Origin of the sequence: Rheinheimera oceanensis, assembly GCF_018831085.1 — a bacterium.
Classification (GTDB): domain Bacteria; phylum Pseudomonadota; class Gammaproteobacteria; order Enterobacterales; family Alteromonadaceae; genus Alishewanella; species Alishewanella oceanensis.
This window is the reverse complement of record NZ_JAGPNM010000004.1, coordinates 259119-272551: the sequence shown is the minus strand read 5'-3', so window position 1 is coordinate 272551 and position 13433 is coordinate 259119. Positions and strand designations below refer to the sequence as shown.

General features: G+C 47.6%; 9 protein-coding genes. 7 read left to right on the top strand and 2 right to left on the bottom strand.

The genetic code is table 11. The features are described 5' to 3' along the window. Nucleotides 1-6: 6 nt before the first annotated feature. Nucleotides 7-1074, top strand: coding sequence for a 2-dehydropantoate 2-reductase (locus tag J3B89_RS11365; RefSeq protein WP_215397683.1), 1068 nt, complete (start codon nucleotides 7-9; stop codon nucleotides 1072-1074). On the opposite strand, the gene ppsR is transcribed toward J3B89_RS11365, so the two are convergent. Then, nucleotides 1071-1880 carry a posphoenolpyruvate synthetase regulatory kinase/phosphorylase PpsR gene (gene ppsR, locus J3B89_RS11360; protein ID WP_215397682.1) on the bottom strand — a complete coding sequence of 270 codons (810 nt, stop codon included), beginning with the start codon at nucleotides 1878-1880 and terminating at the stop codon, nucleotides 1071-1073. The genes J3B89_RS11365 and ppsR overlap by 4 nt on opposite strands. A 137-nt stretch (nucleotides 1881-2017) precedes the next feature. Between ppsR and ppsA the strand changes: the two genes are divergently transcribed. The 3 genes from ppsA to J3B89_RS11345 all read left to right on the top strand — a co-directional run bounded on the left by ppsA (nucleotide 2018) and on the right by J3B89_RS11345 (nucleotide 6836). Then, entirely contained in the window at nucleotides 2018-4396 is a 2379-nt protein-coding gene (gene ppsA, locus J3B89_RS11355) for a phosphoenolpyruvate synthase (protein WP_215397681.1), read from the top strand. Between the two features lie 153 nt (nucleotides 4397-4549). After that, nucleotides 4550-5236: a glutathione S-transferase gene (locus tag J3B89_RS11350; RefSeq protein ID WP_215397680.1), complete on the top strand. Its 687-nt coding sequence runs from the start codon at nucleotides 4550-4552 to the stop codon at nucleotides 5234-5236. Nucleotides 5237-5318: 82 nt separating this feature from the next. After that, a complete protein-coding gene (locus tag J3B89_RS11345) occupies nucleotides 5319-6836 on the top strand; it encodes an alanine/glycine:cation symporter family protein (protein WP_215397679.1) in 1518 nt (505 codons plus the stop codon). Between the two features lie 168 nt (nucleotides 6837-7004). Here J3B89_RS11345 and J3B89_RS11340 read toward each other — a convergent pair whose 3' ends face one another. Continuing rightward, a complete protein-coding gene (locus tag J3B89_RS11340; protein WP_215397678.1) occupies nucleotides 7005-8852 on the bottom strand; it encodes an ABC transporter ATP-binding protein in 1848 nt (615 codons plus the stop codon). 302 nt (nucleotides 8853-9154) lie between these two features. Between J3B89_RS11340 and ribA the strand changes: the two genes are divergently transcribed. The 3 genes from ribA to ydiJ all read left to right on the top strand — a co-directional run bounded on the left by ribA (nucleotide 9155) and on the right by ydiJ (nucleotide 13419). After that, nucleotides 9155-9739 (top strand): GTP cyclohydrolase II, encoded by a 585-nt coding sequence (gene ribA, locus J3B89_RS11335; protein ID WP_252349449.1) that lies wholly within the window; start codon nucleotides 9155-9157, stop codon nucleotides 9737-9739. A gap of 93 nt (nucleotides 9740-9832) precedes the next feature. After that, on the top strand, nucleotides 9833-10300 hold the full coding sequence (locus tag J3B89_RS11330) for a YehS family protein (protein ID WP_215397676.1): 468 nt from the start codon (nucleotides 9833-9835) through the stop codon (nucleotides 10298-10300). A gap of 80 nt (nucleotides 10301-10380) precedes the next feature. Beyond that, on the top strand, nucleotides 10381-13419 hold the full coding sequence (ydiJ, locus tag J3B89_RS11325; protein WP_215397675.1) for a D-2-hydroxyglutarate dehydrogenase YdiJ: 3039 nt from the start codon (nucleotides 10381-10383) through the stop codon (nucleotides 13417-13419). Nucleotides 13420-13433: the final 14 nt, after the last annotated feature.

Below are 13433 nucleotides of genomic sequence, written 5' to 3'. Positions count from 1 at the left end.
GCGTAAGTGTTATCAGGACAACAGGCTCAGGATGATGCTGGTCAGTGTTCTACTGCTGGCCAGCGATACTGCATTGGCATAGTGGGCGCGGGTAGTGTCGGCTGCTATCTTGGCGCTTACTTATGCCAGGACAGTGCACTGGACGTTAAATTTTTTGGTCGTGAAACTATGGCACTGGAGCTGGCTGCCAATGGTTTAAGTGCAACCTCCTTTGATCATCAGGCATACTTCGCTCAGCCTGTAGCATTTTACAGTTCGCTGAACAGTTTAATTGAATGTGATGTGGTGCTGTTGACAGTAAAAGCTCCCGCTCTGGTGCCGATGCTACCCCAGCTAAAACGCTTTTTACGCCCGGAAGTGCCTGTGATTGCTATGCAAAACGGTATCGGCATTGGTGAAATGTTAAACCAGGATCTGGCTAATCCGGTACTGCGCGCCATAGTACCGTTTAACGTGGTAAAAAACCGCGCTGGTCAGTTTCACCGTGCCACTGCGGGTAATATTATTTGGCAGCAAAACCAGCATGCTGCGGTAAATTACGTAATCAGCGTGTTTAATCATTTACACTTACCGGTGCAACTGACCACAGATATTACTGGGGCAGAGTATGGCAAGCTATTACTTAACTTAAACAACGCATTAAATGCTATCAGCAATTTGCCGCTGAAACAGCAACTGCTGGACGCCGACAGCCGTATGTTACTGGCAACGGCCATGCAGGAATGCCTGGCAATATGTAGTAAGGCAAAAATCCGCCCGGTGCCCTACACCGGGTTGCCAAACGCCATGCTGCCGTGGTTACTGCGCTTACCTACCATGTTGTTCCGCCGTATTGCCGCTAAAATGTTGCCGATGGATGAGCAAGCCCACTCATCGATGTGGGATGATATACAGGCAAAAAAGCGCACTGAAATTATGTTTTTAAACGGGGCAGTGGTACGGATGGGGCAACTGTATCAGTTGCCGACACCGGTAAATACGCTGTTGGTTGAACAGATAAAGCGGCTGGAAAGCGGCGAGGGTGAACCGCTTTCTATTAGTGAAATGTTGCAGCACATAAGGCTGGAAACCTAATATTTATGCCGTTTAAGCCCGGTTTTGGCGATAATTTTCGCTGAAATCTCTTCAATTGACAGATGTGTGGAGTTTAAAAACGGGATTTGCTCGCGCTGATATAAGTTTTCTACTTCTGCCAGCTCCAGCTGGCACTGCCGTAGCGACGCATAGCGGCTATTGGCCCGGCGCTGTTCGCGAATTTGGCTTAAACGCTCGGCAGTGATGGTTAAACCAAACAGTTTACTCTTGTTGCGCTTTAATACCTCAGGTAAACCCAGCTGTTCCATATCTTCCTCTACAAACGGATAATTTGCTGCTTTAATACCGTATTGCAGTGCCAGATACAGGCTGGTAGGGGTTTTTCCGGAGCGGCTTACCCCCACCAGAATAATATCGGCCTGATCAAAGTTTTTCAGGTTAGAACCGTCATCATTGGCCAGCGCAAAATTAACGGCATCTATACGAAAATCATAACTTTGCTCATGAATGCTGTGAGTACGATGGGTTTTGGGTACCGGCGCCACACCAAGCTCGCGCTGAATAGGCTCGACAAAAGTATTGAGAAAGTCATAGCAGACACCATTACTGCTGTTAATAATCTGCCGTAACTGGTCATCAACAAAGGTTTGAAAGATTAATGGCCGTTGCCCCGTTGTTTTATAACGATCGTTAATACGTTGCCTGACCTGCTCGGCCATGTCGGCGGTTTCAACAAACGGAATAGTAACATGCTCAAATTGTGCTGGAAAAAGAGTAAGTAAGGCATGGCCAAACACCTCTGCAGTAATGGCGGTTCCATCTGATATATAAAAGGCTGTACGCACCGGAAACTCCGTTTTGTTGTTATAAAATTACATTGAAATTAAGGTTTTAATTAACCCTGACGCCAGTGTAAAATTGCCTGGCCCTGTAATGCTGAATGTAAGCTTACACGCCACACGACAAAAATTGGAGACGAACTGTGCAAGAATTTGTGATTTGGTATGAAAACCTGGGAATGCACGATGTAAACCGGGTGGGGGGCAAAAATGCCTCACTGGGTGAAATGATCAGTAATCTGGCTAATGCCGGGGTACAGGTACCTGGCGGCTTTGCTACTACAGCCTATGCCTTTAACCAATTTCTTGAACAAAGCGGCGTTAACGAGCGTATTTACCAACTGCTCGATGGCCTGGACGTTGACGATGTAACAGCACTGGCCAAAGCCGGCACGCAAATACGGCAGTGGGTTATTGAAACACCATTTCAGCCAGAGCTGGAACAGGCCATTCGCGACGCTTACCAGCAGCTGCATCCGGACGCTGCGCAGGATGTATCTTTTGCGGTACGCTCATCAGCCACTGCCGAAGATATGCCGGATGCATCTTTTGCCGGCCAGCAGGAAACTTTCTTAAATGTGCGCGGTTATGACGCCGTGATTATTGCTATTAAACATGTGTTTGCTTCGTTATTTAATGATCGTGCTATTTCTTACCGTGTGCATCAGGGTTATGACCACCGTGGTGTGGCGTTATCGGCTGGCGTACAAAAAATGGTGCGCTCTGATTTAGCGTCTTCCGGCGTAATGTTTAGTATTGACACTGAATCTGGCTTTGAAGATGTGGTGTTTATTACCTCTTCTTATGGCTTAGGTGAAATGGTGGTGCAGGGCGCCGTTAATCCGGATGAGTTCTATGTACACAAACCCACACTGGCAGCTGGCCGCCCGGCGGTGGTAAAACGCAGTTTAGGCAGCAAAAAAGTTGAGATGATCTATTCCGGCGAACAAGGCCATGGCAAGCAGGTTAAAGTAGTTGATATTGAGGCAAAACGTAGCCAACAATTTTCACTAACCGATGCCGAAGTAGAAGAGCTGGCCAGACAAGCCGTTATTATTGCTAAGCACTATGGCCGCGCGATGGATATCGAATGGGCAAAAGATGGTAATGACGGCAGGCTCTATATAGTTCAGGCGCGGCCGGAAACGGTAAAAAGCCGCGAAGACAGCAACAGCATGGAGCGTTTTCAACTATTGGCGAAAGCGCCGGTATTGGTAGAAGGCCGGGCTATCGGCCAGCGTATTGGTGCCGGTACGGCTAAGGTGCTTAAAGGCATAGAGCAGATGGAGCAGATTCAGCCGGGCGATGTGCTGGTAACCGACATGACCGACCCGGACTGGGAGCCAATTATGAAGCGGGCGTCGGCAATTGTGACCAATCGTGGTGGCCGTACCTGCCATGCGGCTATTATTGCCCGTGAGCTGGGTATTCCGGCGGTAGTTGGCTGTGGCGATGCTACAGCGAAAATTAAAACCGGTCAGCAGGTTACGGTGTCTTGTGCTGAAGGCGATACCGGTTTTATCTATGAAGGTAAACTGGACTATAAAGTTGCCAGCAGCCGTGTTGATCAAATGCCGAAGCTGGATTTAAAAATAATGATGAACGTTGGCAACCCGGAGCGGGCGTTCTCGTTTGCCAAACTGCCGCATGCCGGTATTGGCCTGGCGCGGCTGGAGTTTATTATTAACCGTATGATTGGCGTACACCCTAAGGCATTGCTGAATTTTGATGCGCAAACTCCGGAGCTTAAAGCAACTATTAGTGACATGATTGCTGGCTACGCCAGCCCGGTCGAGTTTTATATTGCCAAGCTGACCGAAGGTATTGCCACTTTGGCTTGTGCTTTTGCGCCGCAAAAAGTCATCGTGCGGATGTCTGATTTCAAATCAAATGAATACGCTAACTTAGTCGGCGGGCGCCAGTACGAGCCGCACGAAGAAAACCCGATGATCGGCTTTCGCGGGGCCTCGCGTTATATCTCTGAAGATTTCCGTGATTGCTTCGCACTGGAAGTTGAGGCATTAAAACGGGTGCGTAATGTAATGGGCTTTACCAATGTTGAGGTTATGATCCCGTTTGTACGTACACTGGCTGAAGCAAGTAGTGTTATTGATTTACTGGCCGGGCATGGCTTAAAACGTGGTGATAACGGCCTGCGTGTGATAATGATGTGTGAGTTGCCATCTAACGCACTGCTGGCTGAGGAGTTTTTAGAATACTTTGATGGTTTTTCGATTGGCTCAAACGACTTAACCCAGTTAACGCTTGGGCTCGACAGAGACAGCGGCCTGATAGCCCATTTGTTTGATGAGCGTAACCCGGCGATTTATAAGTTGCTGGAAATGGCCATCAAGACCTGTAAAGCCAAAGGTAAGTACATTGGTATTTGTGGTCAGGGGCCTTCTGATCATGACGATTTTGCCGCCTGGCTAATGCAACAGGGCATCGACAGCGTATCGCTGAACCCGGATACCGTGCTGGAAACCTGGCTGTATCTGGCGGACAAATACGGTAAACAGTAATTTTTTATCGCTATGATATTGCAAACTAAGCCCCTTTAACCGGGGCTTTTTTATATCAGCTATATAGCGTTACATAGCCTGATGTAAAAGCTGATTGTGATTTTTGTCACTTCAGCACATAGTAAATAGCTATACGTCACTAAGGAGCCGACTATGCGTGAACTCTATATCGCCAACAAAAATTATTCTTCCTGGTCGTTACGGCCCTGGATACTAATGCACCAGCTGAATATTCCGTTTATTGAGCAATTAGTACCTTTTAGCCAGCAGGGTAACTTTGAGAAATTCCGCACTTTTTCTCCTTCAGGCAAAGTGCCATGTTTAGTGCAAAAAGATATTGTGGTATGGGATTCATTGGCTATTGCTGAATACCTGTATGAAAACTATCCGGCGGTGTGGCCAAAAGACGTGAAAGCCCGTGCATTTGCCCGCTGCGCAGCGGCAGAAATGCATTCCGGCTTTAACACACTGCGTAATACCTGCGGTATGAGCTGCGGCCACCGCGTTAAATTGCATCAGCTAACTTCGGCTCTTTTGCAGGACATTGACCGCTTAAGTGAATTATTTGAGCAAGGGATAAGGCAGTTTGGTGGGCCATTTTTAGCCGGTAAGGCGTTTTGTGCTGCAGATGCGTTTTTTGCACCGGTGGCGTTTCGTATGCAAAGCTATGGCTTGGTGTTTAGTAAAGTCGCCACCAGCTATCTGCAGAATTTGTTGGCTTTGCCGGCAATGCAGGATTGGTATAAGCAAGCATTGGCAGAACCATGGGTTGATCAGGCACATGATGATGAAATTGCCGCTGCCGGGCAAATTATCGCAGATCTGCGGCAAACCAGCTAACGGCATAGCAATTCTGGTTTTGCTGTGGCAAATTAAGCGGCGTATAACACAATTAGCTTAAAAATAATTATAAGGAAGGGAAATGGAAGGCTTTATTAGTGCGCTAAATGGCATTATCTGGAGCCCGGCGCTGATCTATCTGTGTCTTGGTGCCGGCTTATTTTACTCAATACTCACCCGGTTTGCGCAGGTTCGCCATTTTAAAGAAATGTGCAAACTGCTGCTGAATAATAGTGAATCAGCTAAAGGTATCTCGTCATTTCAGGCGCTGGCAGTGTCGTTATCCGGCCGGGTGGGTGTGGGTAATATTGCCGGTGTAGCAGCGGCTATTGGCTTTGGTGGCCCCGGTGCTGTGTTCTGGATGTGGGTTGTAGCATTTTTAGGCGCCAGTACGGCCTACGTTGAATCTACGTTGGGGCAAATTTATAAAGTTGAAGAAAACGGCCAGTATCGCGGTGGCCCGGCGTATTATTTTGAGCGCTGCCTTGGTTGGCGCTGGTTAGGTATTTTGTTTGCTATTTCAGCCATTATTGGCTGCGGTATCTTCTTGCCGGGTGTGCAGGCCAATGCCGTAGGTAATGCGGTAACCCAGGTTTTTGGCGACGGCAATATGGTGGTAACCAGCTTTGGTGAAGTAGGTACCCATAAACTGATTGCGCTGGCCGTGATCCTTATCGTACTGGCGTTTATTATCTTCGGCGGTATTAAGCGTATTGCACACTTTACCCAGATTGTTGTGCCTTTTATGGCGCTTGGTTACATTGTACTGGCACTTATCGTGGTATTTCTTAATCTGGACAAAGTACCTGGTGTGTTTGGCATGATACTTACTGATGCTTTTACTGCACAGGCTGGTTTTGGTGCCGCAATAGGCTGGGGTGTGAAGCGGGGCATCTACTCGAATGAAGCTGGCCAGGGCACAGGCCCGCATGCTGCGGCAGCAGCTGAAGTTGATCATCCGTCACAGCAGGGCTTAGTGCAGGCGTTTTCGGTTTACGTTGACACGCTGTTTGTTTGCACCGCCACAGCGTTAATGATTTTAATTACGCAGCAGTACAATATTCAAACCGAGAACTTTAATGCAATCACTGGTGCTGGCACCATGATTATGCAGAACATTGATGCGGCAACTGAAGTGGCTTCACCTGCCTTTACCCAAATGGCCTTATTAAGTGTGTTTGGTCAGTTTGGCCAGGTGTTTGCAGGTCTGGCTATTTTCTTCTTCGCTTTTACCACTATTTTAGCCTATTACTACATTACAGAAACTAACGTGGCTTATTTAAACCGGGTGTTTAATAACAAACTGCCAGGTATCGTATTTAAACTGTTGCTGATGTTTATGGTGGCCTACGGTACGGTAAACAGTGCCGGGTACATCTGGAATATCGGCGATATAGGTGTAGGCCTGATGGCCTGGGTTAACGTTGTTGGTATTCTGATTATATTTTTTATGTACAAACCCACAATGCGTTGTCTGCGTGATTTTGAAGAGCAGAAAAAAGCAGGTGGCCCCATTACCTTTGATCCGGTAAAACTGGGTATCAAAAACGCCACCTTCTGGGAAAAACGGCTGGCTAAACAGCAACAAGAGCAAAAATAACTCAACCTGAGTACTAAAATCTGCTTAAAGAGCCCGGCCAAGTGCCGGGTTCTTTATAACAGCCAGAAACGGCAACGCCAGAGTGAAATGCGGCCCAACATACATATATCTAAATGTAAACGCCGGCGAAGTGCCGGCGTTTTACTAAGGTTAATTTAACGCTTTGCTTTACTCTACCCCAATAAAACCGCCGGTTTGGTGTGCCCACAACTGAGCATAAATACCGCCGCTGGCAATCAGTTCATTGTGGCTACCTTGCTCAACGATATTTCCCTGATCCAATACAATAAGCCGGTCCATCTGCGCAATGGTAGACAAGCGGTGGGCTATAGCAATAACGGTTTTACCATCCATCAGCGTATTTAAACTTGCCTGTATGGCGGCTTCTACTTCTGAATCCAGTGCCGAGGTGGCCTCATCCAGAATTAAAATCGGTGCGTTTTTAAGCAGTACGCGGGCAATAGCGATACGCTGGCGCTGGCCGCCGGATAATTTAACACCGCGTTCCCCCACCTGGGCGTCAAAGCCTCTGTTACCTTTGGGATCGGTTAAATCACGGATAAAATCACTGGCTTCGGCTTGTTCTGCAGCCAGTTGTAACTCAGCTTCAGTGGCGTCTGGTTTGCCATAGGCAATATTGTCGCGCACCGATCGGTGTAGCAGGGAAGTATCCTGTGTAACCATAGCAATATGTTGGCGCAGGCTTTCCTGGCTTACCTGGCTAATGTCCTGACCATCGATCAGGATTTTACCGCTCTCAATGTCATAAAAACGCAGCAGCAGGTTTACCAATGTTGATTTACCGGCACCGGAGCGGCCAACTAAACCTACTTTTTCACCCGGTTTTATACTCAGGTTCAACTGTTGTAATATTGCGGCTTTATCGCCTTGCGTTGGGGTTTTGCCGTAATTAAAACTAACCTGCTGAAACTCTATTTTTCCCTGCGGTACAGTTAGTTGCGCCGCGTTATCGGCGTCTTTCACCTCAACCGGGCGTGACAGGGTAGCGATACCATCAGCAACAGTACCAATATTTTCAAACAATGCGCTGACTTCCCACATAATCCACTGTGCCATACCATTTAAGCGCAGTGCCAGACTGATTGCGATAGCAATAGCACCCACCGTAATGGCGCTGCCTGCCCACAAATACAACGACAATGCCGCGACACTAAAAACTAGCAGGTAGTTAAGCGTTTGCACTGATACACTTAACCCGGTAGCAAGACGCATTTGCTTATATACCGGTTGCAGGAAGACATCCATACTGTCTTTGGCGTAGCTTTCTTCGCGGTTTGTATGCGAAAACAGTTTAATGGTGGTGATATTAGTGTAACTGTCAACGATACGGCCGGTCATCTCTGAGCGGGCATCAGCCTGAGCAGTGGACACGCGTTTTAAACGTGGTACAAAATAAAACTGCAGCATTATGTAAAATACCAGCCAAATCAGCATAGGTACTATTAAACGTATATCGGCATCTGCAACAAAAAACAGCATGGCGCTAAAATACACCAGCACGTATACCATCACATCCAGCAGCTTCATTACGGTTTCCCGCACCGACAGTGCAGTTTGCATAACTTTGGTAGCGATACGGCCGGCAAAATCATTCTGATAAAAACTGACACTCTGGCGCAGCAAATAACGGTGAGCCAACCAGCGGATCGACATCGGGTAATTGCCCAGTAAAGTTTGATGCACTATCGCCGAGTGAAGAAAGGTCATTAATGGCAGTAATACCAGGGTTACCAGCGCCATCCAAATCAGGGTGGTGCGCTCGTTGGTAAAAAAGTTTTCCGGATCATTAGCAACCAGCCAGTCAACTAACTGCCCCATAAAGCTAAATAGTGATACTTCCAGTACGGCTAGAATAGCTGAAGATAACGACATAAATAACAATGATGCTTCCATGCCCCTGGTATAGTGACGACAAAAAGCCAGTAAACCGCGCGGTGGTTGGCCTGGTTCAGCAGCTGGAAAGGGCTGGGTAAGGTGTTCAAAAAAGCGTAGCATGGAAAACAACCGGTAGTAGAAACAGCGGCTATTGTAGCGGGTTTAATAAAAATTGCATGGTTGCTGCGTCAATTTGCCTGATTTTATCGGTGTCAGCGTTTCATGCATCTGCAGTGCGTTAATGATGTTATTACCAACATTCGCGTTAGAATGAGCGAAGGCTGTATAATAATGCCGGCACTGGGCCTACTTGAATTACCGGTACTATGGCCCAACTTATGGCTCAATTAAAGGTCTGTAAAGCTTGCACTGTAGTTAATAAACTTTGCGCCGGATTAAGTGCAGCCGTTATCTGAGAAGTCATGATGAAACTAAAACTTGTAACCTCAACACTATTACCCACACCTTTTGCTGAGTTCCGTTTGCATGGCTTTGAAGCACCTAATGGTAAAGAGCATGTTGCGTTAACATTGGGCGACGTCACCACAGATGAACCCGTGCTGGCACGGGTGCATTCAGAGTGTTTAACCGGAGATGCCTTGTTTAGCCTGCGCTGCGATTGCGGCCCACAATTAGAAGCCGCGATGCGAAAAATTGCTGATGCGGGCCGCGGTTGTATTTTGTATTTACGCCAGGAAGGCCGCGGTATTGGTCTGATTAATAAAATTCGGGCCTATGCCGAGCAGGACAAAGGCCTGGACACGGTAGAAGCGAACGAAATTCTGGGCTTTTTGCCGGATATGCGCGAGTACGGAATAGCGGCTCAAATGTTTGAGCAACTGGGTATTAAGCAAATTCGGCTGCTCACCAATAACCCGCGTAAGCTCAAAGCATTAACTGATGCTGGCGTTAACGTTTTAGAAAGAGTACAACACCGGGTAAAAACCTCAGCACACAGCCATCGTTACCTGGCCACCAAAGCCAGTAAACTTGGGCATTTGCCTTAGGCAGCAGTGCTATTACAGCAAAATACGGATTTAACGGCGGCTGTGGTATTATAGCGGCCGTTTTTCTTCTGACTTTTGCTACAGGATATTATCTTGACCAACAATGACGTACTGCGCAGCCTGCGTTACACGCTAAACGCTCCCAACCACAGCATGATTGCTATTTTCGCCCTCACCAATGTCACGGTAACGAAAGAACAGGTAATAGCCTGGCTGGAATCTGACGAAAGCGAAAATTTTGCACTAATCAGTGATGTGCTGCTGGCCGGCTTTCTTAATGGTGTGATTATTCAGCGTCGCGGGGCTAAAGACGGTGTTATTCCCGAGCCGGAAACCAGGCTCAATTACAATATTATTTTGCGTAAACTCAAAATTGCCTTTGATTTAAAAGACGATGACATTTTAGCTTTGTTAGACGGTGCTGAGTTCCGTTTAAGCAAGCATGAACTCAGTGCTTTTTTCCGCCGCCCGGATCATAAACACTATCGCGCGTGTCAGGAGCAGGTTCTGCGTTATTTCTTACGCGGCTTGCAGCAGAAAATACGGCCGGCAGTCAGTTAGTTTTTACCGTGCAATTGCAGTTAAATCTGCTGGCAAGTTAATGTTATACTGCAGGTACTTATTGCCGAGTGTCTGCAGTTATGATCCCAAAGCTTAATCCCGAACTTGCGCTGGATGCCAGCATTGTTGCTTTTAGTAAAGCTTTAGTTGCCGCTGGCTTTGACGGCGATATTGAAACCAGTTATGGCAGCCGTTTAGCGGTTGCTACCGATAACAGTGTATATCAGGCCTTGCCGCAAGCAGTATTGCTGCCCAAATCTACCGATGACCTGGTTATCCTTACGTCATTGGCACAAACATCCAGTTTCTCGCATATTAAATTCAGCCCGCGCGGTGGTGGTACCGGCACCAATGGTCAGGCGCTGACGGAGCATGTGGTGGTAGATTTATCACGCCATATGCGCAAAATTCTTGAGATTAACGTTGAGCAGCGCTGGGTACGGGTGCAGGCGGGGGTCATTAAAGATCAGCTGAACGCATTTTTAAAACCCTACGGTTTTTTCTTCGCGCCGGATTTATCTACCTCAAACCGCGCAACCATCGGCGGCATGGTAAATACCGATGCTTCAGGGCAAGGTTCATTAGTATACGGTAAAACCAGTGATCATGTGCTGGCATTAAAAACGGTGCTTATAGACGGCAATATCTTAAATACCCATAAAATGGCCACCTTTGAAGCTGAACACCGTGCTCAAATGCCCAACAGCATAGGCCGTATTTACCAGCAAGTGCTTGATAGCTGTCGTAATTTCCGGCCGAAAATTTTGGAAAAATTCCCACGTTTAAACCGTTTTTTAACCGGTTACGATTTAGAGCATGTGTTTAATGACGACCTCACCGAGTTTGATTTATCGCGCATTATCACCGGCTCTGAAGGTTCGCTTGGTTTTGTAGCAGAAGCCAAGCTGAATATTACCCCCATTGCCAAATACAAATGTCTGGTAAATGTTAAGTACGACAGCTTTGAAAGCGCATTGCGCAACGCGCCGTTTCTGGTTGCGGCTGAGGCAACATCGGTTGAAACCGTTGACAGCAAGGTGCTGAATTTAGCCCGCGCCGATATTATCTGGCACCAGGTAAAAGACTTAATCACAGATGTGCCGGGCGTTGAGATGCAAGGCCTGAATATGGTGGAGTACAACAGTGAAAGCCAAACAGAGATAGAGCAGAAAATTACCGCACTAACGGCGCGGCTGGATGGCGCAATTGCCGATAAAACCGATGGTATTATTGGCTACCAGCTAACCTATGATAACGCTGCTATTGGCAATATTTACGCTATGCGTAAAAAGGCTGTGGGGCTGTTGGGTAATGCAAAAGGGCGGCAAAAACCCATTGCCTTTACCGAAGATACCGCAGTACCACCAGAAAATCTGGCCGATTTTATTATGGAGTTTCGCACCTTGCTCGATAGCCACGGCTTGCAATATGGCATGTTTGGTCATGTTGATGCAGGTGTATTGCATGTGCGCCCGGCGCTGGATTTATGCGACCCACAGCAGGAGCAACTGTTGCGCACTATTTCCGATCAGGTAGTGGCGCTAACTGCCAAATACGGCGGCCTGATGTGGGGCGAACATGGTAAAGGTTACCGTAGTGAGTATGGCCCGGCATTTTTTGGCGATGAGCTGTTTAACGAACTGCGCAAGATTAAAGCGGCTTTTGATCCGTGCAACAGAGTAAACCCCGGGAAAATCTGTACGCCGTTTAACAGTGCTGACAGCTTAGTGTCGGTAGATGGTGCAAAACGCGCCTGGTTTGACCGGCAAATACCGGTAGCAGTGAAAGACAGTTTTGACAGCAGCTTAAACTGTAATGGTAACGGCTTGTGTTTTAACTACGAAGAAAACTCGCCGATGTGCCCGTCCAGTAAAGTGACGAAAGATCGGCGGCATAGCCCTAAGGGCCGGGCCGGTTTAATGCGTGAATGGTTACGCTTAACCGAACTGCAAGGCCTGGATGTACTGGCACAAGAACAACAGCTGCTTAGCAAATCATCTGGTATCAATGGCTTATGGCAGCGCATAAAAAACACTGTAGCCAAGCGTCAGGGCGAAGAAGACTTCTCGCATGAAGTGATGGACGCCATGGAGGGGTGCCTGGCCTGTAAAGCCTGTGCCGGCCAGTGCCCGATAAAAGTAGATGTACCGTCATTTCGTGCGCGCTTTTTACAGTTGTACCACAGTCGTTATTTACGCCCGGCGAAAGATTATATTGTTGGTAATATTGAGCGCACAGCACCATTATTAGCCAAAGCGCCCACGCTGGTTAATTTTGTGCTAAAGCGCAGCATTACCGCTAAGCTGCTTAAAAAAACAGTAGGCTATGTTGATACACCGCTATTATCGGTGCCTACGCTGGCACAGCAAATTGGTGAGCAGTATCGTTTTGATTTAGTTAGCTTGCAGCAGCTTCCAACAGAGCTAAAAGCGCGCACCGTCTTGCTGGTGCAAGACCCTTTTACCAGCTTTTATGAAGCAGAGCTGGTAGCTGATGCGCTGAATTTACTGCAAAAACTTGGTTTTAACCCGGTGTTGCTGCCGTTTTTACCTAATGGTAAGCCGCAGCATGTAAAAGGCTTTTTACGCGAATTTGCCAAAACTGCAGCTACGGCGGCACAGTTTTTAAATCAGTTACAACAGCTGGGCTTACCGATGCTGGGGCTGGATGCCTCTTTAGTATTGGTATACCGCGATGAGTACAACAAAGCACTCGCGGATAAACGCGGCGATTTTAACGTACAGTTACTGCATGAATGGCTGGTACAACAAACTTTACCCAGGGTAAGTAAAACTGCTGAGTTTGCCTTGTTGGCACATTGCACAGAAAAAACGGCCTTACCGGCTACTGAAAAGGCCTGGCAGCAAATATTTAGCAGCACAGGGCTGAGCTTAAAACCGGTGAGTGTGGGTTGCTGTGGTATGGCAGGTACTTATGGCCATGAAGCGCAGAACCAGGATAACAGTAAAGCACTGTTTGATATGAGTTGGCGTGCGCCGGTAGAGCAGTTTGGCACTGAACACATACTGGTTACCGGTTTTTCTTGTCGCAGCCAGGTAAAACGGCTGGTAGGAGATAAGCCCAAACATCCACTGCAGGCATTATTGGCTGCACTGTAAAACAGAAAAATCCG